22 protein-coding genes and 4 pseudogenes are annotated in these 25,031 nt (G+C 73.4%); 17 read left to right on the plus strand and 9 right to left on the minus strand.

All coding sequences use genetic code 11. The annotated features are described in order from the left end of the window. Positions 1–87 precede the first annotated feature (87 nt). Entirely contained in the window at positions 88–582 is a 495-nt protein-coding gene (gene greA, locus E3Z34_RS03375; RefSeq protein WP_134772467.1) for a transcription elongation factor GreA, read from the plus strand. Between the two features lie 6 nt (positions 583–588). On the opposite strand, the gene E3Z34_RS03380 is transcribed toward greA, so the two are convergent. Then, positions 589–1,053, minus strand: a complete 465-nt coding sequence (locus E3Z34_RS03380; protein ID WP_158288591.1) for a DUF4307 domain-containing protein — start codon at positions 1,051–1,053, stop codon at positions 589–591. 92 nt (positions 1,054–1,145) lie between these two features. Here E3Z34_RS03380 and mca point away from each other — a divergent pair, with 92 nt between their 5' ends. Beyond that, positions 1,146–2,213 (plus strand): mycothiol conjugate amidase Mca, encoded by a 1,068-nt coding sequence (mca, locus tag E3Z34_RS03385; RefSeq protein ID WP_238695329.1) that lies wholly within the window; start codon positions 1,146–1,148, stop codon positions 2,211–2,213. Next, positions 2,210–2,428, plus strand: a complete 219-nt coding sequence (locus E3Z34_RS03390) for a hypothetical protein (RefSeq protein ID WP_134772469.1) — start codon at positions 2,210–2,212, stop codon at positions 2,426–2,428. The genes mca and E3Z34_RS03390 overlap by 4 nt, the downstream gene beginning before the upstream one ends. Before the next feature lie 32 nt (positions 2,429–2,460). Here the strand turns inward: E3Z34_RS03390 and trhA are convergent, their stop codons facing one another. Continuing rightward, positions 2,461–3,183: a PAQR family membrane homeostasis protein TrhA gene (gene trhA / locus E3Z34_RS03395; RefSeq protein ID WP_134772470.1), complete on the minus strand. Its 723-nt coding sequence runs from the start codon at positions 3,181–3,183 to the stop codon at positions 2,461–2,463. 105 nt (positions 3,184–3,288) lie between these two features. On the opposite strand from trhA, the gene E3Z34_RS03400 reads away from it, so the two are divergent. The 4 genes from E3Z34_RS03400 (at position 3,289) to E3Z34_RS03415 (ending at position 7,682) form a co-directional block, all read left to right on the plus strand. Next, positions 3,289–4,053 carry an isoprenyl transferase gene (locus E3Z34_RS03400; protein ID WP_134772471.1) on the plus strand — a complete coding sequence of 255 codons (765 nt, stop codon included), beginning with the start codon at positions 3,289–3,291 and terminating at the stop codon, positions 4,051–4,053. A 441-nt stretch (positions 4,054–4,494) separates the two neighbouring features. Then, positions 4,495–5,736, plus strand: coding sequence for a PhoH family protein (locus E3Z34_RS03405; RefSeq protein WP_238695443.1), 1,242 nt, complete (start codon positions 4,495–4,497; stop codon positions 5,734–5,736). 183 nt (positions 5,737–5,919) lie between these two features. Beyond that, positions 5,920–6,858 carry an aggregation-promoting factor C-terminal-like domain-containing protein gene (locus E3Z34_RS18120; protein WP_202977014.1) on the plus strand — a complete coding sequence of 313 codons (939 nt, stop codon included), beginning with the start codon at positions 5,920–5,922 and terminating at the stop codon, positions 6,856–6,858. A gap of 26 nt (positions 6,859–6,884) precedes the next feature. Beyond that, positions 6,885–7,682, plus strand: a complete 798-nt coding sequence (locus E3Z34_RS03415) for a DUF1206 domain-containing protein (protein ID WP_134772472.1) — start codon at positions 6,885–6,887, stop codon at positions 7,680–7,682. Positions 7,683–7,685: 3 nt separating this feature from the next. Here the strand turns inward: E3Z34_RS03415 and coaA are convergent. Further along, positions 7,686–8,641: pseudogene (gene coaA / locus E3Z34_RS03420) on the minus strand (type I pantothenate kinase). A gap of 89 nt (positions 8,642–8,730) precedes the next feature. On the opposite strand from coaA, the gene glmS reads away from it, so the two are divergent. The 4 genes from glmS (at position 8,731) to E3Z34_RS03440 (ending at position 12,997) form a co-directional block, all read left to right on the plus strand. Continuing rightward, on the plus strand, positions 8,731–10,590 hold the full coding sequence (gene glmS / locus E3Z34_RS03425) for a glutamine--fructose-6-phosphate transaminase (isomerizing) (protein WP_134772473.1): 1,860 nt from the start codon (positions 8,731–8,733) through the stop codon (positions 10,588–10,590). A gap of 7 nt (positions 10,591–10,597) precedes the next feature. After that, complete coding sequence (locus tag E3Z34_RS03430) at positions 10,598–10,975, plus strand: holo-ACP synthase (protein WP_134772474.1); 378 nt, start codon at positions 10,598–10,600, stop codon at positions 10,973–10,975. Between the two features lies 1 nt (position 10,976). Beyond that, complete coding sequence (locus tag E3Z34_RS03435; RefSeq protein ID WP_134772475.1) at positions 10,977–12,476, plus strand: bifunctional ADP-dependent NAD(P)H-hydrate dehydratase/NAD(P)H-hydrate epimerase; 1,500 nt, start codon at positions 10,977–10,979, stop codon at positions 12,474–12,476. 65 nt (positions 12,477–12,541) lie between these two features. Further along, positions 12,542–12,997: a VOC family protein gene (locus tag E3Z34_RS03440; RefSeq protein WP_134772476.1), complete on the plus strand. Its 456-nt coding sequence runs from the start codon at positions 12,542–12,544 to the stop codon at positions 12,995–12,997. A 6-nt stretch (positions 12,998–13,003) separates the two neighbouring features. Here the strand turns inward: E3Z34_RS03440 and leuA are convergent, their stop codons facing one another. Further along, entirely contained in the window at positions 13,004–14,758 is a 1,755-nt protein-coding gene (leuA, locus tag E3Z34_RS03445; RefSeq protein ID WP_134772477.1) for a 2-isopropylmalate synthase, read from the minus strand. Positions 14,759–15,053: 295 nt separating this feature from the next. On the opposite strand from leuA, the pseudogene E3Z34_RS03450 reads away from it, so the two are divergent. After that, positions 15,054–15,493 (plus strand): annotated as a pseudogene (locus E3Z34_RS03450) (acyl-CoA thioesterase). 11 nt (positions 15,494–15,504) lie between these two features. Here E3Z34_RS03450 and leuD read toward each other — a convergent pair. Both leuD and leuC read right to left on the minus strand, forming a co-directional pair. Continuing rightward, positions 15,505–16,104: a 3-isopropylmalate dehydratase small subunit gene (gene leuD, locus E3Z34_RS03455; protein ID WP_134772478.1), complete on the minus strand. Its 600-nt coding sequence runs from the start codon at positions 16,102–16,104 to the stop codon at positions 15,505–15,507. Then, positions 16,104–17,525, minus strand: a complete 1,422-nt coding sequence (gene leuC / locus E3Z34_RS03460; protein WP_134772479.1) for a 3-isopropylmalate dehydratase large subunit — start codon at positions 17,523–17,525, stop codon at positions 16,104–16,106. Before leuC ends, leuD begins: the two co-directional genes overlap by 1 nt. A gap of 94 nt (positions 17,526–17,619) precedes the next feature. Here leuC and E3Z34_RS03465 point away from each other — a divergent pair, with 94 nt between their 5' ends. From E3Z34_RS03465 to pheA, 5 genes and pseudogenes are all read left to right on the plus strand, one after another. Next, on the plus strand, positions 17,620–18,747 hold the full coding sequence (locus E3Z34_RS03465; RefSeq protein WP_134772480.1) for a 3-isopropylmalate dehydrogenase: 1,128 nt from the start codon (positions 17,620–17,622) through the stop codon (positions 18,745–18,747). Next, positions 18,744–19,942, plus strand: a pseudogene (gene alr / locus E3Z34_RS03470) (alanine racemase). Before E3Z34_RS03465 ends, alr begins: the two are co-directional and overlap by 4 nt. After that, entirely contained in the window at positions 19,939–20,427 is a 489-nt protein-coding gene (gene tsaE, locus E3Z34_RS03475; protein WP_134772481.1) for a tRNA (adenosine(37)-N6)-threonylcarbamoyltransferase complex ATPase subunit type 1 TsaE, read from the plus strand. The pseudogene alr and the gene tsaE overlap by 4 nt, the downstream one beginning before the upstream one ends. A 176-nt stretch (positions 20,428–20,603) precedes the next feature. Next, positions 20,604–22,121 carry a sugar transferase gene (locus E3Z34_RS03480; protein WP_238695330.1) on the plus strand — a complete coding sequence of 506 codons (1,518 nt, stop codon included), beginning with the start codon at positions 20,604–20,606 and terminating at the stop codon, positions 22,119–22,121. 19 nt (positions 22,122–22,140) lie between these two features. Then, entirely contained in the window at positions 22,141–23,103 is a 963-nt protein-coding gene (gene pheA, locus E3Z34_RS03485) for a prephenate dehydratase (protein ID WP_134772482.1), read from the plus strand. Here the strand turns inward: pheA and E3Z34_RS03490 are convergent. The 3 genes and pseudogenes from E3Z34_RS03490 to E3Z34_RS03500 form a co-directional block, all read right to left on the minus strand. Beyond that, a pseudogene (locus tag E3Z34_RS03490) lies at positions 23,063–23,727 on the minus strand (GDSL-type esterase/lipase family protein). The gene pheA and the pseudogene E3Z34_RS03490 overlap by 41 nt on opposite strands. Beyond that, positions 23,727–23,915, minus strand: coding sequence for a DUF6104 family protein (locus tag E3Z34_RS03495; protein WP_134772483.1), 189 nt, complete (start codon positions 23,913–23,915; stop codon positions 23,727–23,729). The pseudogene E3Z34_RS03490 and the gene E3Z34_RS03495 overlap by 1 nt, the downstream one beginning before the upstream one ends. 9 nt (positions 23,916–23,924) lie before the next feature. Beyond that, entirely contained in the window at positions 23,925–24,992 is a 1,068-nt protein-coding gene (locus tag E3Z34_RS03500; protein WP_134772484.1) for a GNAT family N-acetyltransferase, read from the minus strand. Positions 24,993–25,031 lie beyond the last annotated feature (39 nt).

Below are 25,031 nucleotides of genomic sequence, written 5' to 3' on the forward strand. Positions count from 1 at the left end.
CCCGGCACCGTGGCGGCCGACGAACCTACCTGCGCAGCGGGGCGCACTCGCCCCGCCGCGCGCACGCACCAACGAGGAGAGATCACCGTGAGCGAGACCGCCAGGGCCGCGAGCTACCTGACCCAGGAGGCGTACGACCGCCTCAGGTCCGAGCTGGACCACCTCAAGGGGGATGGTCGCTCCGACATCAGCTCCCGCATCGAGGCGGCGCGGGAGGAGGGCGACCTCAAGGAGAACGGCGGCTACCACGCCGCCAAGGAGGAGCAGGGCAAGATGGAGCTGCGCATCCGCCAGCTCGAGCACCTGCTGCAGAACTCCGTGGTCGGGACCGCCCCCGCGGACGACGGGATCGTCGAGCCCGGCATGGTCGTCACGGTCGAGATGTTCGACGAGACGGAGACCTTCCTGCTCGGCTCCCGGGAGATCATCGGCGACGACAGCGACCTGGACGTCTACAGCGAGCAGTCCCCGATGGGCTCCGCGCTCCTGGGCGCCAAGCCCGGTGACACCGTGACCTACGACGCCCCCAACGGGCGCTCCGTCTCGGTCAAGGTCATCGAGGCCACGCCCTACCGCGGCTGACCACGGTCAGTGCCGGGGACCGTCCTCGGGGTACCAGCACTCGTCGACGTAGCCGGTCACCGCGGGCGAGGCCGTGCGGACGCTCTCGACGTGACGGCTCGGGGAGCTCTCGCCCGGGGCGACCGTGACCTCGGTGCGGCCCACGACCACGCTGCCGGAGTCCCTGGCCTCCAGGCGGCACACCACCTCCCGCGCGGGGTCGCGCCGCACGTCGAAGCGCACGTCGACCTGGGTGTCGGACACGACCTCGTGACCGGAGTCGACCCAGCCGACGCGGCCCACGGTCGCCGACAGCCCCCAGATGGTGGCCAGCACGGTCCCCACCAGCACGGCGACCGCCCCGACGACCCACCAGCGCCGGGAGCCCCGTGCCGAGCGCAGTCGCTCCTCCACCGCGGCCTCCTCGGCGTCCCAGTCGGGAGGCCCGGCGAGGTCGCCGGGAGGTGGCTGGGCAGGCGGGGTGCTGGTCACGAGACGGTCTTTCGCAGTGAGAGGATGGGCGGGTGCCCTGAGCCGCCCGGGGCGGGCGTCACAGCACCCATTGTCCACGAAGGAGATCCCAGATGACCACGAGCGCGGGCGAGCCGCTGCGCCTGATGGCCGTGCACGCCCACCCCGACGACGAGTCGAGCAAGGGGGCGGCCACCATGGCGCGCTACGCCTCCGAGGGGGTCTCGGTCCGGGTGGTCTCCTGCACCGGTGGGGAGCGGGGCGACATCCTGAACGCCCGGCTGCGCGACGACCCGGCGATCGCGCGGGACATCGCCCAGGTCCGTCGGGACGAGATGGCCCGGGCGGCCCAGATCCTCGGGGTCAGCCACACCTGGCTGGGCTTCACCGACTCGGGCCTGCCCGAGGGGGACCCCCTCCCGCCGCTGCCGGAGGGATGCTTCGCGCTCGAGCCGCTGGAGGTGACGACGGAGGCGCTCGTCCGGGTGATCCGCGAGTTCCGCCCGCACGTGGTGACGACCTACGACGAGAACGGTGGCTACCCGCACCCCGACCACGTCATGACCCACACGGTCTCGGTGGCGGCCTTCGAGGCGGCGGGCGACCCCGGCGCCTACCCGCACGCCGGCGAGCCGTGGCAGCCGCTCAAGCTCTACTACAACAGCTGGTCCCCGGACCGGATGCGGCTGCTGGACGAGGCGATGGTCGCGGCCGGCCACGAGCCTCCCTTCGCCGACTGGCGCAAGAACATCGAGCGGCGCCCGCGCCGGGTCCTGTCCACCCACATCGACTGCGCCGCGCACTTCGCGGCCCGCGACGACGCCCTGCGCGCGCACGCCACCCAGGTGGATCCGGACGGGCACTGGTTCGCCGTCCCGCTGGAGCTGCAGCAGCAGGTGTGGCCGACCGAGGACTACGAGCTGGCCCGCTCCCTGGTCCCCGCCCGGCTGCCCGAGGACGACCTCTTCGCCGGGATCCGGGAGCTGCTCGCCGAGGGCAGCCTGGACCGGACGTGCCGGCGCCCGCACGAGCGGACCGCCGACGGGGCGCTCGTCCTCTCCCACCGCGGGGCGCCCCCGGTCCCGCCGCTCGAGCCCGACCAGGAGCGTTCGACCGCACCCCTGGACGCCGACGGCGACGGTGACGACGACATGCGGGAGAAGGAGGGTCACCAGCGATGAACACCACCAGTGTCGAGATCACCGCCGGTCTGGGCGGCTTCCTCGTCGTCTTCGCCCTGGCCCTGGCCGTCTGGTTCCTCGGACGGGACCTGACCCGGCGGCTGCGCCGCATGAAGCGGGCCGAGGAGGTGCGCCTGGAGCAGGAGCGCGACGACCAGCAGCCCCCGGGCCCACAACATCCGGGCCCCGAGGACCGCCGGGACCCGCTGGCCTGAGGGACCCGCGCCCCGCGGGACGGAGCGGCGGGTCAGGCGGCGCGGTCGCGCAGGACGACGAGCAGGGCGGCGGCCCAGTGCGCGGCGAAGGCCGCGACCGTGAACGCGTGGAACACCTCGTGGAAGCCGAACCAGCGCGGGGAGGGGTTGGGGCGCTTCAGGGCGTAGACCGTCGCCCCGAGGGTGTAGAGCAGCCCGCCGGCGGCGATGAGCAGGACCACGAGCGGTCCGCCGTGGCGCCAGAACGGCACGAGGTAGAAGACCGCGACCCACCCCAGGGCGACGTAGACCAGGGTGTAGAGCCAGCGGGGGGCACCCACCCAGAGGACGCGGAAGAGGACGCCGGCCACGGCGCCGGTCCACACCACCCACAGCAGCGTCCGCATCTGCCCCTCCGGGAGGAGGATGACCGCGAACGGGGTGTGGGTGCCCGCGATGATGAGGAAGATGTTGGCGTGGTCCCACCGCTTGAGGACACCGGCGGCGCGGGGGCTCCAGCGGCCCCGGTGGTAGATGGCGGAGGTGGCAAACAGCAGGACGGCCGTGATGCCGAAGACCAGCACGGAGGTCCGGGCCCCGGCTCCTCCGGCCAGGCCGACCAGGACGGCGGCGGCGGCGACGGAGACCGGCACCATACCCAGGTGCAGCCACCCGCGCAGGTGCGGCTTGACGTGCTCGACGAGCGCCTCCAGCGACTCACCGGCCTCCGACACCGCCGAGGCCACGGCATCCCGGGCGTGGTGCGGTTGGGTCATGCTCCCAGCCTAACTTACGCAACCGTAGGTTACGACCCCGTAGGTTGAGGCTGCCGGGTCGGGGCGGGACAGCACATCCCCAGGGGGCGCGAGTAGTTTTGGCCCATGCAGACGCCCCGGGACCTGGTCTACAAGGCCTACACCAGCTCGTTGCGTCGCCAGCTCCCCTCCGACCGCCTCCCGCGCCACGTCGGCGTGATGCTGGACGGCAACCGGCGGTGGGCGCGGGAACGCGGGGCGGCCTCGGCCGAGGGTCACCGCGCCGGGGCGGAGAACATCGCGCCCTTCCTGGGGTGGTGCGAGGAGGCGGGGGTCGAGGTGGTCACGCTCTGGCTGCTGTCGACCGACAACCTCAACCGTCCGCCGGTCGAGCTGGAGCCCCTGCTGTCCATCATCGAGGAGGTGGTCTCCGACCTCGCCGACGCCCAGCGCTGGCGCATGCGCGTGGTGGGGGCGCTGGACCTGCTCCCGGGGGACACGGCGACGCGCCTCACCGAGGCCGCGGCCCGGACCGACTCGGTCGAGGGTATGGGGGTCAACGTCGCCATCGGCTACGGGGGCCGCAGGGAGATCGCGGACGCCGTCCGGTCCCTGCTGCGTGAGGCCGCGGAGAGCGGGCTCTCCGTCGAGGAGCTCGTCGACAGGGTGACGGTGGAGGATATCGCCGCCCACCTCTACACCCGGGGCCAGCCGGACCCGGACCTGGTCATCCGGACCTCCGGCGAGCAGCGGCTCGGCGGGTTCCTGCTGTGGCAGAGCGCGCACAGCGAGTTCTACTTCTGCGAGGCCTACTGGCCCGACTTCCGCAAGGTCGACTTCCTGCGGGCGTTGCGGGCGTACGCCGAGCGGGAGCGACGCTTCGGCAGCTGACCGGTCACCGGCGTCACATCTGACCCACCCGAACCAGGCGTCGCAGGGCGGGGGTGGTCGAACCCTGGAAGTTCACCTCCGGCACCCGACACGCCGGGCTCCCAGCCCGGTGCGGACCGCTGGGACGCCCTAACGTCGTGCCCAGAGGTGGGGCGCCCGGCTCCGCCTCTCGGGAGGCCCACCAGATGGAGCGCAGGCTCACAGGCGGAGGGCCGGCACCGGCCCGACGCCCCCGCGGCGCGGCCCGGTCCCGGTCCCACCACCGCCCGGACACGTAGCCCAGCCGCACGTGTCAGTCAGGGAGCGAGCATGACGACCTACCCCTCCAGCAGCCGCACCGGCAGCCTCCTGGCGGGGCCCGCCCCGCTGGACGGCCTTCCCGACACGACGCGCAAGACCTACGTCCTGGACACCTCCGTCCTGCTGTCCGACCCGTGGGCGATGCTGCGCTTCGCCGAGCACCAGGTCGTCCTGCCGGTCGTGGTCATCACCGAGCTGGAGGGCAAGCGGCACCACCCCGAGCTGGGGTACTTCGCGCGCCAGGCGCTGCGGATGCTCGACGACCTGCGGGTCGAGCACGGGACCCTGAGCGTGCCGGTGCCGGTCGGCCCGTCCGGCGGGACCCTCCACGTGGAGCTCAACCACACCGACCCGGCCTCGCTCCCGGCCGGGTTCCGGCTGGGGGACAACGACACCCGCATCCTCGCGGTGGCCACGAACCTCGCCGGGGAGGGCCTGGACGTCACCATCGTCAGCAAGGACCTCCCGATGCGGGTCAAGGCCTCCGCGGTCGGCCTGGACGCCGAGGAGTACCGCGCCGAGCTCGCCGTGGACAGCGGCTGGACGGGCATGGGGGAGATCGAGGTCGACGACGAGCAGATGCACACCCTCTACGACTCCGGGAGGCTGCCGCACCCCGCCGCCCTCGAGCTGCCGGTGCACACGGGGCTCACGGTCCTGGGGCCCTCGGGCAGCGCGCTGGGCCGCGTCACGCCCGACCACGCCATCCGCCTGGTGCGCGGGGACCGGGACGCCTTCGGGCTGCACGGCCGCTCGGCCGAGCAGCGCATCGCCCTCGACCTGCTCCTCGACCCCGACGTGGGGATCGTCAGCCTCGGGGGACGGGCCGGCACCGGCAAGAGCGCCCTGGCCCTGTGCGCCGGGCTGGAGGCGGTCATGGAGCGTCGCCAGCACCGCAAGGTCATCGTCTTCCGGCCGCTCTACGCCGTCGGGGGTCAGGAGCTCGGCTACCTGCCCGGCAGCGAGAACGACAAGATGGGGCCGTGGGCCCAGGCGGTCTTCGACACCCTGGGAGCCCTGGTCTCCCGGGAGGTCGTGGAGGAGATCCTGGACCGGGACATGCTCGAGGTGCTCCCGCTGACCCACATCCGGGGCCGCTCGCTGCACGACGCCTTCGTCATCGTCGACGAGGCGCAGAGCCTGGAGCGCAACGTGCTGCTCACGGTCCTGTCGCGCATCGGCCAGAGCTCCCGGGTCGTGCTCACGCACGACGTGGCCCAGCGTGACAACCTGCGCGTGGGTCGGCACGACGGGGTCGCCGCGGTGATCGAGGCGCTCAAGGGGCACCCCCTTTTCGCGCACGTCACCCTCACCCGCAGCGAGCGGAGCCCGATCGCGGCGCTGGTGACCCAGATGCTGGAGGGGCACGCGGGCCTGCTGTGACCTCCTGAGGGTGTGATCTTTCCCACCCGACGGGCCCTGGGTTTGACGTCGGGGTCCTCGTCTTGGCACGGTGGACGGGTTGATCACGATTTGGTAACGCCGCCATGTCCCGAGGATCGCCGTGGCCGCCCCGGCCCGGCAGACCTTCTGACGGCGTGACCTGTCCCCCCAGTGAGGAATGCCATGAACGACGATGCCCTGCGCACGGACACCGCCTCCGGTCGCCACCGCCCCCGCCGCCTGTCCCCGGCCGCCACGGCCGTGACCGCCACGATCGCGGCCGGTTCGCTGGCGCTCGCTACCTATGCCGCCGCCGCCGGGGTCACCACCGCGCCGTCGGAGCCCGCCCCCGCCGTGGAGGCGTCGGTGAGCCAGGTGTCCCCGAACCTCGCGGCCGACGCGGTGGCCTCCCTCGGGGACGCCGTGAGCAAGGACAGCAGCGGGATCTTCGCCCAGGCTCGTGAGCTGCGCGCCGAGCAGGCGGGGGAGGCGTTCGGCGCCTCCACCGGGCTGCTGGGGGAGAGCCTGTCGACCCTGCAGGAGTCGTCCCGCTCCATCAAGGCCGAGCGGGCGGCTGCCCGCGAGGCCGAGCGCCGGGCCGCGGCCGAGGCTGCCGCCCGGGAGGCGGCTGCCCTGCAGGCCGCCCAGGACGAGGCCGCCGCCCAGCGGGCCCAGGAGGAGGCCGCCCAGGCTGCCGCCCGCGCGGCCGAGCAGGCTGCCTCGCGCTCCGCCGAACGCCCGGCCCCCCAGCCCCAGCCCCAGCCCCAGCCCGCCCCCGAGCCGGCGCCGGAGCCCGAGCCGGAGCCCGCCCCCGTCTACTCCGGCGACTCCCGCGGGATCGCCCAGTCCATGCTCGGGAGCTACGGCTGGGGGATGGACCAGTGGAGCTGCCTGGACTCGCTGTGGCAGAAGGAGTCGGGCTGGAACCACCTGGCCATGAACCCCAGCTCGGGCGCCTACGGCATCCCGCAGTCACTGCCGGGCAACAAGATGGCCACGGCCGGCGCGGACTGGCAGACCAACCCGGCGACCCAGATCCGCTGGGGCCTGGGCTACATCTCCGGGCGCTACGGCACCCCCTGCGCCGCCTGGGCGCACTCGCAGCGGGTCAACTGGTACTGACCCTCAGGGTCTGTCACGATCGGCGGGTGACCGACACCGATGCCGGGCGGGCCGCCCGCCGTCTCTCCGACCACCCCTGGCTCGAGCGGCTGGCCCGGGTCGGGTATGCCGGGAGCGGCCTGGTCCATCTGGTGATCGGCTGGATCGCCCTGCAGGTCGCGCTCGGCGGCTCCTCGGAGAACGCCGACCAGGGCGGTGCGCTGGAGGTCCTGCGTGAGGGGCCGCTCGGGGCGGCCCTGCTGTGGTTCTGCGTGGTCGGCCTGGCCGCCCTGGCCCTCTTCCAGCTCCTGGAGGGGATCGTCGAAGGGGGCGAGCCGAGCGACCGGGCCAAGGCGTTGGGGCGGAGTGCCCTCTACGGCGCGTTCGGCGTGACCGCCTTCACGGTGGCGCGTGGCGGCAGTGGCGACAGCGAGGAGAGCACCTCCGAGATCACCGCCACCCTCATGTCGGCCCCCGCCGGCCAGCTGCTGGTGGCCGCCGTGGGCCTGGGGGTCGTGGCCGGTGGTGGCTACCACCTCTACAAGGGGCTCACCAGGAAGTTCACCGAGGATCTCGTGTCCACGGGTGGCGGCGACCTGGGTCGGGGCGTGGAGGTCGCGGGCATGGTCGGGTATGCCGCCAAGGGGGTCGCCCTGCTCATCGTGGGCGGCCTGTTCGTCCTCGCCGCCTGGCAGCGCGACCCCGAGGAGGCGGGCGGTCTCGACACGGCCCTGCGCTCCCTGGCCGACACCGCGTCCGGGACGGTGCTGCTGGTCGTGGTCGCCCTGGGGCTCGTGCTCTACGGGGTCTACAGCTTCGCCCGCGCCCGGTTCGCCCGGCTCTGAGGATCAGAGTCGGCGCAGCCGCACCCGGTCGACGGTGTGGTTGCGTCCCTTCAGCAGGACGAGGGTGGCCCGGCTGCGGGTCGGGGCGATGTTCTCGACCAGGTTGGGGGCGTTGATCGCGTCCCAGATGTTCTCCGCGATGTCCACGGCCGCGTCGTCGTCCAGCGAGGCGTAGCGGTGGAAGTGCGACTCCGGGTCCGCGAAGGCCGTGCGCCGCAGCTCCAGGAAGCGCTCGACGTACCAGGCCTTGATGTGCCCACGTGGGCGTCGACGTACACCGAGAAGTCGAAGAAGTCGCTGACGGCCAGCCCGGCCCGACCCGTCGGGTGCGCCTGCGGGGGCTGCAGGACGTTGAGACCCTCGACGATGAGCACGTCGGGCCGGCGCACCACGATCCGCTCGCCCGGGACGATGTCGTAGGTGAGGTGGCTGTACACCGGGGCCGTGACCTCGGACTTGCCGGCCTTGACCTCGGCGACGAAGCGCAGCAGGGCCCGACGGTCGTAGGACTCGGGGAACCCCTTGCGGGCCATGAGGTTGCGGCGGGTCAGGACGGCGTTGGGGTGCAGGAACCCGTCCGTCGTGACCAGGTCGACCTTCGGCTCCCAGTCCCAGCGGGCGATGAGCTCCCGCAGGATGCGGGCCGTCGTGGACTTGCCGACCGCGACCGAGCCGGCGACGCCGATGACGAACGGGGTCCGTTCGTGGCCCTCGTCGAGGAACTCGCTGGTCATCTTGTGCAGCCCGGCGGTGGAGCGCTCGTAGAACGAGAGCAGACGGCTCACGGGGAGGTAGACCTGCTCGATCTCGGCCAGGTCGAGCCGCTCCCCGAGGCCCCGCAGCCGCTCGACGTCCGCGGCGTCCAGGCGCATGGGGTGCTCCTCCCGAAGCCGGGCCCAGTCGTCGCGGTCCAGCTCGACGTAGGGGGAGGGGATGCTGCCGTTGCCGTGCGAGGCCATGGGGGCCATTGTGCCAACCCGCCCGTCGGCGCGGCGACGCCCGTCACGGCATACCGGTCCACGGCCCGGGTGGTCGTAGGCTAGAGCCCATGTGTGGAATCGTCGGTTACGTCGGCCCTGGCACCAGTGACACCGCCCTCGACGTCGTCATGGAGGGCCTGGGTCGCCTCGAGTACCGCGGCTACGACTCGGCCGGCGTGGCCGTCCTGGCCCCCGACCACGTGGAGACGCGCAAGCGGGCCGGCAAGCTGGGCAACCTGCGGGAGGCGCTGCAGGACGCGCCGCTGCCGCCGACCAGCACGGCGATCGGCCACACCCGCTGGGCCACGCACGGCGGACCGACCAACGAGAACGCCCACCCGCACCGGGGCGGGCAGGCGGGCAAGCTCGCCCTGGTCCACAACGGGATCATCGAGAACTTCCACAGCCTCAAGCAGCAGCTGCTCGCCGAGGGTGTCGAGTTCACCTCCGAGACCGACACCGAGGTCGTGGCCCACCTCGTCAGCTCCGCCTTCGAGCGCACCCACGACCTCACCGCCGCCATGCGCGAGGTGGTCAACGTCCTGCAGGGCGCCTTCACCCTGCTGGCGGTCCACGCCGACCAGCCCGGCGTGGTCGTCGGGGCCCGCCGCAACTCCCCCCTCGTCGTGGGTCTGGGCGAGGGCGAGAACTACCTGGGCTCGGACGTCGCGGCCTTCATCGGCCACACCCGGCACGCGCTGGAGCTGGGCCAGGACCAGATCGTCACCATCACCCCCGACACCTACGAGGTCATCAACTTCGACGGCACGCCCTCGGACGGCAAGGCCTACGAGGTCACCTGGGACGCGGCCGCGGCGGAGAAGGGCGGCTTCGACACCTTCATGGAGAAGGAGATCAACGACCAGCCGCACGCTGTCGCGGACACCCTCCTGGGGCGCACCGACGCGGAGGGCAACCTGCGGCTGGACGAGCTGCACATCGAGGAGGACGAGCTGCGGGCGGTCACCAAGATCGTCATCGTCGCCTGCGGCACGGCCGCCTACGCCGGCATGGTGGCCAAGTACGCCATCGAGCGGTGGACCCGGATCCCCGTGGAGGTCGAGCTCGCCCACGAGTTCCGCTACCGCGACCCGGTCATCGACGCCCACACCCTGGTGGTGTCCATCTCCCAGTCCGGGGAGACCATGGACACGCTGATGGCGGTGCGCCACGCCAAGGACCTCGGCGCGAGGACCGTCTCGATCTGCAACACGCACGGTTCGACCATCCCGCGCGAGTCCGACGCCGTCCTCTACACCCATGCGGGGCCGGAGATCGCCGTGGCCTCGACCAAGGCCTTCCTGGCCCAGATCACGGCCAGCTACATCCTGGGCCTGTACCTCGCCTCCCTGCGCGGCGAGAGCTTCGGCCGGGACGCGGCCGAGGTGATGGCCGAGCTGCAGGAGGTGCCGGCGAAGATCGAGCAGCTCCTGGGCCGGATGGACCGCGTCAAGGAGATCGCCTACTTCATGGCCGACTCCCGCTCGGTCCTCTTCCTCGGTCGGCACGTCGGCTACCCCGTGGCGATGGAGGGCGCGCTCAAGCTCAAGGAGCTGGCCTACATCCACGCCGAGGGCTTCGCCGCCGGGGAGCTCAAGCACGGACCGATCGCTCTCATCGAGCCCGGGCAGCCGGTCTTCGTCGTCGTCCCCTCGCCGGACAGCGAGCACGGGCTGCACGGCAAGGTGGTCTCCAACATCCAGGAGATCCGGGCCCGGGGAGCCCGGACCCTGGTCATCGCCGAGGAGGGTGACCAGGACGTCGTGCCATTCGCGGACGAGGTCATCCGCGTGCCGCGCACCTCCCCCCTGCTGGCTCCACTGCTCACCGTGGTGCCGCTGCAGGTCTTCGCCCTCCACCTGTCGACCGCGAAGGGGCTGGACGTGGACCAGCCCCGCAACCTCGCCAAGTCGGTCACCGTCGAGTGACCACGCCATGATCGTCGGGGTCGGGATCGACGTCGTCGACATCGCGCGCTTCCAGGAGCGGATCGCGAGCAGCCCCCGGCTGGGCGCGCGCCTGTTCACCGCCGACGAGCTGGGGCTCCGGCCGGAGTCGATGGCGGCCCGGTTCGCGGCCAAGGAGGCGCTGGCCAAGGCGCTGGGCGCCCCGGGGGGGCTGCGCTGGACCGACGCCACGGTCGTGCGGGCGGCGGACGGACGCCCCCACCTGGCCGTCACCGGCACGGTCGCCGCCCGGGCGGCCGAGCTCGGGGTGACCCGCTTCCACCTGTCGCTGTCGCACGACGCCGGCGTCGCCTCGGCCGTGGTCGTCGCCGAGGGGCCCGGGGTCGTCCCGCCGGCGGAGGACTGAGATGCTCCGGGGGTATGCCGTGGCCGACGTCCGCGCGGCCGAGGACCGGGTGCGGGCGGGGCTGGCGGACGGCGAGCTGATGATGCGGGCCGCCCGGGGCCTGGCCGAGGTCGTGGCGCTCCGGGCACGGCAGCGGGGGGCACGGCGGATCGTGGTGCTCGCCGGCCCGGGGGACAACGGCGGGGACGCGCTGCACGCCGCCGCGCTGCTGGCCACCGAGGCGTCCGTGACGGTCGTGGGCGTGGCCGCCCGGCTGCACGCCGGCGGGTCGCGGGCGGTGGAGGAGGCGGGGGTCCCGGTGCTCCAGGTCGACCCCGACGCGGCGGAGCTGCCCGACCGGGTCGCCGCCGTCCTCGCCGGGGCGGACCTCGTCGTCGACGGGCTGCTCGGCATCGGGGGTCGCCCCGGCCTTCGGGGGGCGATGGCGCGCGTGGTCGACGCCGTCCCCGGCACCGCATACCTGCTCGCCGTGGACCTGCCCAGCGGGGCGGACCCGGAGGGCCGGCAGACCCCCGCCGCGGCGGTCTTCGCCGACGAGACGGTGACCTTCGGCATGCTCAAGCCGGTGCACCTGCTCCCCGGCGGGGAGCCGGCCGTCGGCCGGCTCACCGTCGTGGACATCGGTGTCCCGATGGACGCCACCCCCGTCGTCGAGCGGTGGGAGCACGCCGACGTGGCGGCCGTGTGGTCGGTGCCGGGCCCCCGGGACCACAAGTACTCCCGGGGTGTCCTGGGCGTGGTCGCGGGGAGCGCGGCCTACCCCGGCGCGGCGGTGCTGTGCGTCACCGCCGCGGTGGAGGCCGGGGCCGGCATGGTGCGCTACCTCGGCCCCCGCCGCGCCGAGGACCTCGTGCTGGCGGCGTGCCCGGAGTCCGTGCCGGGACCGGGCCGGATGCAGGCGGCCGTCGTGGGGCCGGGTGTCGAGCCGCAGGGGTGCGACCACCCGGAGTGCGACGACGGGCAGGCCAGAGCCGTGCGTGAGCTGCTGGGGGAGGACCTGCCGCTGGTGGTCGACGCCGGTGCCCTGACCGTCCTGGCGTGCTGGCTCGCCGAGGGCCACCGCCGCACCGCGCCGACGCTGCTCACCCCGCACGCCGGGGAGCTGGCACGCCTGCTGAGCACCGTGCAGGACACGCCGGTGACGAGGGAGCAGGTGGAGGAGGACCCGCTGGCCTCCGCCCGCCGCGCCGCCGGGCTGACCGGGTGCACCGTCCTGCTCAAGGGCTCGACGACCCTGGTGGTGGACCCCGACCCCGACGTACCCGCCCGGTCCCAGACCGGCGCCCCCGCCTGGCTGGCGACGGCCGGCGCCGGTGACGTCCTCGCCGGTCTCGCCGGCACCCTCCTGGCCGCCGGGCTGCCGCCGCGCGACGCCGGGTCCCTGGCGGCGCTGGTGCACGGCGTCGCGGCGGACCGGGCCAACCCGGGCGGGCCGGTCCGGGCCCTGGCGGTGGCTCGGGCCCTGCCCGGTGCGGTGGCCTCGCTGCTGGCCCGCGACTGACGCCCGGCCCGAGGGTCACCGGGGGGCCCGTCGGGCCGGGTCGGCCCGTGTGTAGGTTGGCGGACATGGATCAGCGACTCTCCCTGGTCACGCTGGGCGTGACCGACCTCGACACGGCCCGGGCCTTCTACGAGCGGCTGGGGTGGACGCCGGGGCCCTCCCCGGAGCACATCGTCTTCTTCCAGGCCGGGGGCATGGTCGTCGGGCTGTGGGACCGGGCCGCCCTCGCGATCGACTCGGGGATCGAGACCGACGACACCGAGGACACCCCCGGCAGCGGGGACGGCTGGGGCGGCCAGGTCCTCGGGGTCAACGTGGCCAGTTCCGGCGAGGTGGACGAGCAGATGGACTCGGCCCAGGAGGCCGGGGCCACCATCCTGCGCCCGGCCTCCTCACGCTTCTGGGGCGGCTACTCCGGTCTCTTCGCCGACCCTGACGGGCACGTGTGGGAGATCGCCTACAACCCGTACTGGACCGTGACCGAGGACGGGCAGACCTTCCTCGGCGACGGCCGGGGCTGAGCGGCCTCAGCGGGCACGGGGCCGGTTAAGGGCGCTGTTGACCGCGCGGAGCGAGGCGGTCACGGTGCTCGGGTGGATCCCGACGCCCCAGCGGACCTCCCCGTCCACGGCGCACTCCACGTAGGCGGCCGCCAGGGCGTCCGAGCCCGAGCTCAGCGCGTGCTCCTGGTAGTCGAGGACGCGCACGTCCACCCCGACCGAGGCCAGGGCGTCGGTGTAGGCGGCGATCGGGCCGTTGCCGGTCCCCGTCACCGCCCGCTCCCTGCCGTCGACGACCACGGTCGCCTCGATGCGGTCGTGCGCGTGCTCGTCCTCGTGGGTGACCGTGTAGTCACCCCCCACGACGGGCCCCGAGGAGTGGAGGTACTCCCGCTGGAACGCCTCCCAGATCTGGGCCGGGCTCATCTCCCCGCCCTCGCTGTCGGTGTGCCGCTGCACCGCGCCGCTGAACTCGATCTGCAGCCGGCGCGGCAGGTCCAGCTTGTGCTCGGTCTTCATCACGTAGGCCACGCCGCCCTTGCCGGACTGGCTGTTGACCCGGATGACCGCCTCGTAGCTGCGCCCCAGGTCCTTGGGGTCCACCGGCAGGTAGGGGACCTCCCACCGGTGCTCCGCGACGGGGACCCCGGCGTCCCGCGCCTCGCGCTCCAGCGCCTCCAGGCCCTTCTTGATGGCGTCCTGGTGGCTGCCGGAGAAGGCGGTGAAGACCAGGTCCCCGCCGTAGGGGTGCCGCTCGGGCACCGGGAGCTGGTTGCAGTGCTCGACCGTGCGCCGCACCTCGTCGATGTCGGAGAAGTCGATCTGCGGGTCCACGCCCTGGCTGAGCAGGTTCATGCCCAGCGTGACCAGACAGACGTTGCCCGTGCGCTCGCCGTTGCCGAACAGGCACCCCTCGATCCGGTCCGCACCCGCCAGGTAGCCCAGCTCGGCCGCCGCCACGCCGGTGCCCCGGTCGTTGTGCGGGTGCAGCGAGAGGATGACGTTCTCCCGGTGGTCCAGGTGCCGGCTCATCCACTCGATGGAGTCGGCGTAGACGTTGGGCGTGGCCATCTCCACGGTCGCCGGCAGGTTGATGATGACCGGGCGTTCCGGAGTGGGGACGAAGACCTCCATGACCGCGTTGCAGACGCGGGCCGCGAACTCCAGCTCGGTGCCGGTGTAGGACTCGGGGGAGTACTCGTAGGTGATCTCGGTGCCGGGAGGCATCTGCTCCTCGTACTTCTTGCAGATGCGGGCGCCCTGCACCGCGATGTCCACGATCTCGTCCTCGGTCGCCCCGAAGACGACCCGGCGCTGCAGGGTGGAGGTGGAGTTGTAGAGGTGCACGATCGCCTGCTTGCAGCCCGCGATCGACTCGTAGGTGCGCTCGATGAGGTGCTCCCGGGCCTGGGTGAGGACCTGGATGACGACGTCGTCGGGGATGAGGTCCTCCTCGATGAGCATCCGCACGAAGTCGAAGTCGGTCTGGCTGGCCGCCGGGAAGCCGACCTCGATCTCCTTGTAGCCCATCGTGACCAGCAGCTCGAACATGCGCCGCTTGCGGTCCGGGGTCATCGGGTCGATCAGGGCCTGGTTGCCGTCCCGCAGGTCGACCGCGCACCACCGCGGCGCCTCGGTGATCGTGCGACCCGGCCACGTGCGGTCCGCCAGGTCGACGGCGGGGTATGCGGTGTACCGGCCGAACGGCATACCGCTGGGCTGCTGGGGGTTGCGGCGGACGACGTGCGTGTCACCGGAGGTGACGGGGGTGGTGATGCTCATGCTGGTCTGGCTCTCTCTCGCTGGGCTGCTGGCTGTCGGTCCGGGGGACAGCAGGAGCTCCGCAGCGAGGGCCGGACCTAGGAGGTCTCGCTGCGGCAGCTGAGGAGGAGCAGAGAAGTCATCGAGATGCACCCTACTCGACGGGGGCGCCCGGCGGAAGGGGGCCCGTGCGACAGCCGCGCCCGCCGGCGGATAGCGTGACGCGGTGGCCCGTCAAGTCCAGCTCGTGCGCGTGACCGCCCGACCCCGTCCCCCGGTCCCCGGGCAGACCATCCTCGACCCGTCGGTGACGACCATGCGGGTGAGACCGCCGGACCTGGACGTCTACCTGCACGTCAACAACGGGGTCTACCTGCAGATGATGGACGTCGCCCGGAGCAACTACATCGCCGACCTGGGCGGCTTCCCCCTGCTGCGGAGTCGGGGCTGGTACCCCGTCGTGGCCGCGCAGACCGTCAGCTACCGGCGCTCGCTGACCTGGGCCAGCGGTTCGCGATCGAGACCCGGGTGGTCGGCTGGGACGAGCGGGTCATCTACCTGGAGCAGGTCTTCACCCGCGGCGCCGACCTCGTCGCCCGGGGCCTGGTCGCGGGACGCTTCCTCACCCGGGGCAGCGGGGCCCGGGTGCCGGCTCCGGAGGTCGTCGCGCTGCTGGCCCCGGGCGTGGCCGCCCCCGACGTGCCGCAGGACGTCCTGCAGTGGGCGCGGGCGCTGGACGTGGCGCACCGGGCCTGAGCCGGTGGCCGCTACCCGACCGCGGGGGTGACCACCGGCTTCCAGCTCGGCCGGGCCTGCTCGAAGGCGGTGATGTCGGACTCGTGCCGCAGCGTGAGGGAGATGTCGTCCAGGCCGTTCTCCAGCCGCCAGGCGACGTAGTCGTCGATCTGGAACGGGGCGACCAGGTCGCCGCAGGTGACGGTGCGGGCGGGCAGGTCGACGGTCACCGTCGTGCCGGGCGCGGTCTCCAGCTGCTTCCACAGGAGCTCGATGTCGCCCTGGTCGAGCTGGGCGGCCAGCAGCCCGCCCTTGCCGGAGTTCCCCCGGAAGATGTCGGCGAACCTGCTGGACAGCACGGCCCGGAAGCCGTACTGCTGCAGGGCCCACACCGCGTGCTCGCGCGAGGAGCCGGTCCCGAAGTCCGGACCGGCCACCAGCACCGAGCCGCCGGTGTAGGCGGGGTCGTTGAGCACGAAGCCCGGGTCCTCCCGCCAGCGGGCGAACAGGCCGTCCTCGAAGCCGGTGCGGGAGACCCGCTTGAGGTACTCCGCGGGGACGATCTGGTCGGTGTCGACGTTGGAGCGGCGCAGCGGGACGCCGACCCCGGTGTGGGTGGTGAAGCGGTCCATCAGGCCAGCGCCTCCTCGGGGACGGGGGACAGGTCGGCCGGCGAGGACAGGGTGCCCCGCACGGCGGTGGCCGCGGCGACGGCCGGGGAGACCAGGTGGGTGCGCCCTCGCGCGCCCTGCCGACCCTCGAAGTTGCGGTTGGAGGTGGAGGCGCACCGCTCCTCGGGCGCCAGCTGGTCGGGGTTCATCCCCAGGCACATGGAGCAGCCGGCGAGCCGCCAGTCGCCGCCGGCCTGGGTGAAGACCCGGTCCAGGCCCTCCTCCTCGGCCTGCAGGCGCACCGCGTGCGAGCCCGGCACGACGAGCAGCTGCACCCCGTCGGCCACCCGTCGGCCGCGCAGCACCTCGGCGGCGACCCGCAGGTCCTCGATGCGGCCGTTGGTGCACGAGCCCAGGAAGACCGTGTCGACGGCGACCTCCCGCATCGGCGTGCCCGGCGTCAGCCCCATGTAGTCCAGCGCGCGGCGGGCGGCGTCCTTGGCGTCGTCGTGGCCGAGGTCCTCCGGGTCGGGCACGGCCTCGCCGAGCTGGACCGACTGCGCGGGGTTGGTGCCCCAGGTGACGTAGGGGGTCAACGTGCCGGCGTCGAGGACGACCTCGGCGTCGAAGACGGCGTCGGGGTCGGTGGGCAGCTGCCGCCACGCCTCCAGCGCTGCGTCCCAGTCGGCGCCGGTGGGCGCGTGCGGACGGCCCTTGAGGTAGGCGAAGGTCTTCTCGTCCGGCGCGACCATGCCTGCCCGCGCCCCGGCCTCGATGGACATGTTGCAGATCGTCATCCGCCCCTCCATCGACAGCGCCTCGATGGCCGACCCGCGGTACTCCAGCACGTAGCCCTGACCGCCGCCGGTCCCGATGCGGTTGATGACCGCGAGGATGATGTCCTTGGCGCCCACGCCCTCGGGGAGCTCGCCCTCGACCGTGATCGCCATCGTCCGGAAGGGCTTGAGCGGCAGGGTCTGGGTGGCCAGGACGTGCTCGACCTCGGAGGTGCCGATGCCCAGGGCCAGCGCACCGAAGGCGCCGTGCGTGGAGGTGTGCGAGTCGCCGCAGACGATCGTCATCCCCGGCTGCGTCAGCCCCAGCTCGGGCCCGATGACGTGGACGATCCCCTGCCCCCGGCGCCCGCGCTCGTGGTGGACGATGCCGAACTCGGCGCAGTTGGCCTTCAACGCCTCCAGCTGGGTCCGGGAGACGGGGTCGGTGACCGGGCCCAGGGTGGTGGGGACGTTGTGGTCCTCCGTGGCCACCGTGAGGTCCGGTCGGCGCACCGGTCGGCCGGCCAGCCGCAGCCCGTCGAAGGCCTGCGGGCTGGTCACCTCGTGGACCAGGTGCAGGTCGATGTAGAGCAGGTCCGGCTCACCCTCGGCTGAGCGCACCACGTGCTGGCTCCAGAGCTTCTCGGCCAACGTTCGCCCGGCCATGCGCAGCCCCTTCCTCCCGCTCCCGGCGGGTGCGTAACAATACGGTCACTGTAGTACCTATGCATCGCCGTCCCGTCATCGGAAGGTTCCGCCCATGCGACGTCATTCCCTCGCCGTCCTGCCCGGTGACGGGGTCGGCCCGGAGGTCACCCGCGCCGCCCTCACCGTGCTCGACGCGGCGCAGGACCGGTTCGGCTTCGGCACGGAGCGGACCGAGGTGCCCCTGGGGGCCGACCACTACCTGGAGACCGGGACGCTGCTCACCGACGACGTCGTGGACCAGCTCCGGGCCCACGACGCCATCCTCTTCGGGGCCATCGGGAGCCCGCGGGTCACCCCGGGCATCCTGGAGCGGGGGATCATCCTGGCGCTGCGGGGGGCGATGCGGCAGGCCATCAACCTGCGGCCCGTGCGGCTCTACCCCGGTGTCCCCACCCCCGTCCGGGGCCTGACGCCGCAGCGCTGCGACCTGGTCGTCGTGCGGGAGAACACCGAGGGGGCCTACGTGGCGCAGGGCAGCCGCGTGCACGAGGGCACGCCGGCGTGGACGGCGGTCCAGGAGTCGGTCAACACCTGGTACGCCGTGGAGCGGGCGGTCGACTTCGCCTTCCGGCTGGCCTCGGTGCGGCGCGGGCGGCTGACGCTGTGCCACAAGACCAACGTGCTGGTGGAGGCCGGTCGCCTGTGGACCGCGGTGATGGACAGCGTGGGGGAGCGCTACCCCGAGGTGGAGACCGACTACGTCCACGTCGACGCCATGTGCATGCACCTGCCGGTCAGCCCCGAGCGCTTCGACGTCGTGGTCACCGACAACCTCTTCGGCGACATCGTCACCGACCTCGGTGCGGTGCTCCAGGGTGGGCTCGGGGTGGCGGCCAGCGCCAACCTCACCTTCGAGCCGGACGCGACGAGCATGTTCGAGCCCATCCACGGCTCGGCTCCCGACATCGCCGGTCGAGGGTGGGCCAACCCCGCCGGGGCCTGCCTGTCCCTGGCGATGCTGCTGGGTGACCTGGGCGAGGGGGAGGCCGCCGCCGCCGTGGAGGCCGCCACCGCCGCGGTGCTGGCCGACCTGCCCGGTCTGGCGGGGGAGGCCATGGGGGCCAGCACGCACGACCTGGGCGAGCGGGTCGCGCAGGTCCTGCGGGAGGGGTCGGCCCCGGAGGTGGAGGGCAGCCTGATGGTCCAGCTCGCGCAGGTCCGGGGCATGATGGGGCGGTGAGCGCGCCACCCACCTCCCTGTGGCCGGCCGAGGTGGTCGTCGACCTGGACGCCATCGCCGCCAACGTCCGCACGCTGCGCGAGCGGGTCGGCGGGGCCGAGCTGATGGCGGTGGTCAAGGCCGACGCCTACGGTCACGGCCTGGTCCCGTCGGCCCGCGCGGCCCTGGCCGGGGGAGCCTGCTCCCTGGGGGTCGCGCAGGCGACCGAGGCGCTGGCGCTCCGGGCCGCCGGGGTCACCGCTCCGGTGCTGGCCTGGCTCGTGCTCCCGGGGCCGGACCTGGGGCTGCTGCTGGCGGCCGACGTGGAGATCGCGGTGGCCGGGCCGGAGCTGCTGGAGGCCGTCGCGGCCTGTGCCCGCGGGCGTGGGCGGCCGGCGGTGGTGCAGCTCAAGGTCGACACCGGGCTGGCCCGCAACGGAGCCTACGGGCTGCCGGTGCGGCGGGGCGACCCGCGCACCGACTGGTCCGACCTGGTGGCACGGCGGCCCCGCTGGCGGCCGAGGGGGTGCTGCGCGTGCGGGGTGTCTTCACCCACTTCGCCTATGCCGACGCGCCCCGGCACCCGACCGTGCAGGCGCAGCAGGACGTCTTCGCCGACGCCGTGGCGGTGGCCGAGCGGGCCGGTCTGGACCTCGAGGTGCGGCACATGAGCAACTCGGCGGCGACCCTGACCACCCCCTCCGCGACCTGGGACATGGTGCGGCCGGGCCTGGCGGTCTACGGTCTGTCGCCCGTGCCGGAGCTGGCCTCGGCCGCCGACCTGGGGCTCGTCCGGCGATGAGCGTCCGCGCCCGCGCGGCCGTGGTCAAGCGGATCCGGCCGGTCAGGGTGTCTCCTACGGCCACACCTACACCGCGGAGCGGGAGACGACTGTGGTCGACGTGCCGCTCGGGTATGCGACGGTGTGCCCCGCCATGCGTCCAACGCCGGGCCGGTGCAGATCGGCGGGGTCCGGTCCCGGGTCGCGGGCCGCGTGTGCATGGACCAGTTCGTCGTCGACGTGGGCGACCTGGAGGTGGCCGTCGGCGATCCGGTCGTCCTCTTCGGCAGCGGTGCTGCGGGAGAGCCGACCGCCCAGGACTGGGCCGACGCGGCCGGCACCATCAGCTACGAGATCGTCACCCGGTTCGGTCCCCGCGTGCCCCGGGTCCACGTCGGCGGGGCCGGCCGTCCCGCGGAGAGGGACCAGGGGTGAGCGGCTGGAGGAAGCTCCCGACGGCCGAGGAGACCCAGGCCTTCGGCCGGGCGCTGGGCGAGCGGCTCCGAGGCGGTGACCTGGTGGTCCTCACCGGCGACCTCGGCGCGGGGAAGACCACGTTGACCCAGGGGCTGGCCGAGGGGCTGGGGGTGCGGGGACCGATCACCTCACCCACCTTCGTCATCGCCCGCGTCCACCCGTCGCTGGTCGGCGGCCCGTCGCTGGTGCACGTCGACGCCTACCGCCTCGGTGGGGGGGCCGAGCTGGACGACCTGGACCTCGACGCCGACCTGGACGAGGCGGTGACGGTCGTCGAGTGGGGTGCCGGCCTCGTCGAGCAGCTGACCGAGGACCGGCTCGAGGTGCTGCTGGAGCGGTCCGGCACCGACGACCCGGGCGAGCAGGCCCGCAGGGTCGGTCTGCGGGGTGTGGGCCTGCGTTGGGACGACGTGATGTATCTCCTGCAGGATCCGGCCCTCTAGGGGGTGGACGCCGGGCCACGGGATCAGTACCGTGTGCGAAGGTAAAGAATTGGTCAAGAGATGCCGCCTACCCGTGGGGCGGGTCCTGACCATCAGGGCAGGCAGGTGGGATCGTGACCGCATCTGTTCGGCTGCCGAGGGACAGTGGTCCCGACGGCGAGGACAGTCCCGGGAGAGTGTCGAATCCGACACGCTCCCTCTTCGTGGTGCCGGAAAGGTGGGACCGGGAGACGGAGGGGCTGGTCCTGCCGCGTCGCCACACGGCGCCCCGGGCCCGTCGCTACCTGGACGGCTACCTGCGCAGCGTGCGCTTCGTCGACCTGGTCCTGGTCGCGCTCGCCGTGGCGGTGGCCCAGGTCTACCGGTTCGGGACGGACGACCGGCTGCTCAACACCCCGCGCTGGCCCACCGAGGTCACCTACACCTGGGTCTCGGTGGCGCTCGTCGTGGGGTGGCTGGTGGCGCTCCGCCTGCAGAACGCCTACGACGGCCGGGTGGTCGGGCACGGCGTGCACGAGTACCGCCAGGTCTTCCACGCCTCGCTGTGGCTCTTCGCCGCCCTGGCCATCACCGCCTTCGCCTTCAAGCTCGACTTCGCCCGCGGCTACGTCCTGCTGGCCTTCCCGCTCGGGACGATGCTGCTGCTGGTCGGCCGCTGGGCGGCGCGGCAGTGGCTGGTCCGGCAGCGACGGGCCGGCCGGCTCTCCGACCGGGTCCTGCTCGTCGGTGACCGCGAGCAGGTGGCGAGCCTCGTGGTGGCCCTGCGGCGCGCACCGGACGCCGGCTACAACGTGCTCGGCGCCTGTGTGGACCACGCGCGGGCCGGCACGGTCGCCGGCATACCGGTCCTCGGGCCGGAGTCCGAGGTGCTCGTGCAGGCGCACGAGCTGCAGGTCGACGTGGTGGCGGTCTCCTCGTCCGCGGGCCTGGGACCGACCGGTCTGCGCCAGCTCGGGTGGGCCCTGGAGGGCACCGACATCGACCTCGTCGTCGCCCCCGGCATCATGGACGTGGCCGGCCCGCGGGTCCTGACCCGCCCCGTGCAGGGCCTGCCCCTCATCCACGTCGAGGCACCGACCTTCGCCGGCCCCCAGCTGGTGCTCAAGGCGATCATGGACCGGGTGGGCGCTCTGGTCGCCATCGTCCTCTTCGCCCCGGTCCTGGCCGCCGTCGCGGTGGCGGTCCGGCTCGAGGACAGGGGCCCGGTCCTGTTCGCCCAGGAGCGGGTGGGCCGTGACGGTGAGCTGTTCCGGATGTTCAAGTTCCGCAGCATGGTCCCGGACGCGGAGACCCGCCTCCCCGAGCTGCTCGACGCCAACGAGGCCTTCGGTCCGCTCTTCAAGGTGCGCCAGGACCCCCGGGTCACGACCACGGGCTCCTTCATCCGCCGCTACTCCCTCGACGAGCTCCCCCAGCTCCTCAACGTCCTGCGGGGGGAGATGAGCCTCGTCGGTCCGCGTCCTCCGCTGCCGCGCGAGGTCGCCGAGTACGAGGACGACGCGCGCCGCCGGCTGCTGGTCAAGCCGGGTATGACCGGCCTGTGGCAGATCAACGGTCGCAGCGACCTGTCGTGGGACGAGTCGGTCCGCCTCGACCTCTACTACGTGGAGAACTGGACCCCGGTCCTGGACCTCATGATCATGTGGCGCACCGCGCAGGTCGTGCTCCGACCGGGCTCCGGCGGGGCCTACTGACGCCGGTAGGGTGCGGGGCGTGAGCTTCCGCATCGCCTACCTCGGTCCCGCCGGGACCTTCACCGAGCAGGCGGCCCGACGCTGGGACCCCGACGGTCGGCACGAGACGTGGCCCGCGCCCAGCGTCCCGGAGGCGATCGCGGCGCTGCACGAGGGCCGGGTCGGCGCAGCCGTCGTGCCGTTCGAGAACTCCGTGGAGGGGTCGGTCCCCGCGACCCTGCAGAGCCTGCTGGAGGCCGACGGCGTCCGCATCACCGCCGAGGTGCTGGTCGAGGTGGAGTTCAGCCTGCTCGCCCGGCCGGGCACCGCCCTGGAGGAGGTGCGGGTCGTCGCGACGCACCCCCACGCGGCGGCGCAGACCCGGGCGTGGCTGGCCCGCACCCTCCCTCGGGCCCGGGTGGTGGCCGAGACCTCGACGGCCCGGGCCGCGCAGCTGGTGGGGGAGGGGGAGTATGACGCCGCCGTCGCCGCTCCCGGGGCGGCGGACGCCTACGGCCTCGTCGCGCTCGCCGAGGGGGTCGCGGACCGGGCGGGGGCCGTGACCCGCTTCGTCGTCCTCCAGGAGGGGGCGCCGGTGCCGGCGCCGACGGGCGCCGACCGCACCACCCTGGTGGCCCTGATCTGGCAGAACCGGCCGGGGGCCCTGCTGGAGCTGCTCGAGCAGTTCGCGATCCGTGGGATCGACCTGTCCCGGCTCGAGTCGCGCCCGACGGGGGAGGGGTTGGGGGAGTACTGCTTCTGGATCGACGCCGACGCCCACCTGGACGAGCCACGCCTGCAGGAGACCCTGGTGGGGCTGCGGCGCACCACCCGCGACCTGCGCTTCTTCGGCTCCTACCCCCGGGCCGACGGTCGGGTGCCGACGGTGCCGGCCCATGCGGACGACACGGCCTACGCGCAGGCCTCGGCCTGGGTCAGCTCCCTGGGGGGCAGCTCGCCCCTCACCGGTCCAGCTGGAGCCAGGGGGCCCACCCGCCGTTGAGGACCAGCCAGGCGATGAGGCCGTAGCCGGCCTGCCCGGGATGCACGGTGTCACCGGCCGCGAGGTCGGACTGCCACTGGTCGTGCGCGACGAGCGGGGAGAAGCAGTCGACGAAGGGGACCCGACGGCGCGCGCACACGTCGGCCTGGGCGTCGGACAGCACCTGCAGGCGCGCGTTGACCTCGGCGTCCAGGGTGGGTGTCGGGCCGACCACGAAGGTGGAGATGCCGGTGGAGCTGGCGTCGTCCAGGATGTTGGCGAGGTTGAGACGGGAGCGGGCGGTGGTGATGCCCTGCAGCACGTCCTCGGCGCCCACGCCCACGACCAGGCGCCGCTCCCCGCGGCCTTCCCACCGGGGCGGGCACTCGCTGCGCCAGCGGGTCATCGCGTCCGCCGAGCTCGACCCCCGCACGCCCAGGTTGTAGCTGGTGAGGGTGGCCTCCCGGACGGGGGTGCGGCCCACGACCCGGCTGACCCACCGAGTGCCTTGGGGTCGCCGTAGCCCGCGACGAAACCGTCGCCGACGAAGCACAGCCCGATGTCACGGGGTCCCTCGTGGACGGTGTGCTCCGCACTGGGGACGTACTCGATGCGCGCCGGCTCACCCGCGCTGTCGCTGCTCATCACTGACCGCTCCACTCCTCGTCCTCGTCGTCCCGTGCCAACCAGGTGGCCAGCCGGTCCACCGCCACCTCGAACTCCGGGTGCACGTCGACGAAGGTGCGCAGCTGCTCGGCCAACCAGGTGAGGCTGACCTCCTCATCGCCCCGGCGGGCCTGGAGCTCCTCGATGCCGCGGTCGGTGAAGTACACGCCGACAGGCTATCCCGAGGTCCCGTCCGGAGCCGGGAGGCTCCCGGCGAGGTGCAGCGTCCGGTGCCAGGACTGGGTGACGTAGCGGGTCTGCCAGCCCATGGACCGGTAGAGCCCGTCGGCGCCGGTGGGGGAGTCGGCGTCGACCTCGAGCCCGACCGAGCCCCGCCCGCGCACGGCGGCGTCGACGATGACGGTCCTCAGCAACCCCTTGGCCACCCCACGGCCCCGGGCTCGGCGGTGGACGCCGATGTACTCGACGTAGGTGCCGTCCGGGGTCGCGAGGCCGTCCGCCCCCACGCCGCCCCGCTGCACGGTCCCGACCAGGGCACCGGCCGGCTCCCCGTCGACCGTCGCCAGCCACCAGTGGTCCCACCGGTGGCCCGGGTCCTCCCGCAGGCGGCTCACGAACTCCTCGAAGGTCTCCCGGTAGGAGTTGAAGTGGTCGGCGAAGGACTGCTCGAGCACGAGGTGGACGGCGCGGAGGTCCTCCTCCAGGGGCATCCCCACCCCGTCGTCCCGCCGCACCCGGCGGATCTCCACCCCCGGGCGCAGCGCAGGAGGCTCGGCGTCGGCCTGCCGGTCCACGGGACGGGTCATCTGCCACCACTCCCGGACGTTGGCGTAGCCCGCCTCGGTGAGCCAGCGCTGCTGCCGGGGGTCGTCGGCGAAGGCGCCGGAGTCCAGCTGGGCGCTGCGCAGACCACGTCGCGCCATCACCTCCCGGCCGAGGTCCTCGACCCGGCCGAAGCAGTAGGTCGCCAGCGCGTCGCCCTGGGCCTCCGGCAGGTCGGGGTCGACGGTCACCCCCACGAGGACCCGGCCGGCTGCACGGTCGTGGCAGCTGACCCAGGCCCGGAGCACCCCGTCGGCGTCCCGCACCGTCTCGTGGAGGTGCGTGCTGGCGCCCCGTCCGGTGACCTCGGCCGCGACCGCGTCGCTGTCGGCCCCGGGCCAGCCCCGGGCCTCCCGCTCGTGCCGTCGGAGCAGCCGGACGAGGTCGTCCAGGTCGTCCACCTCAGGGCTGGCGGCCCGGTGTCCGGGGGGCAGGGGTGGTCCGGCGGGGGCGCTGGTCATGGGCACAGTCTGCCAAAGCGCCCCGCGCCGGACGGAGCG

Origin of the sequence: Ornithinimicrobium flavum, from assembly GCF_004526345.1 — a bacterium.
GTDB lineage: Bacteria > Actinomycetota > Actinomycetes > Actinomycetales > Dermatophilaceae > Ornithinicoccus > Ornithinicoccus flavus.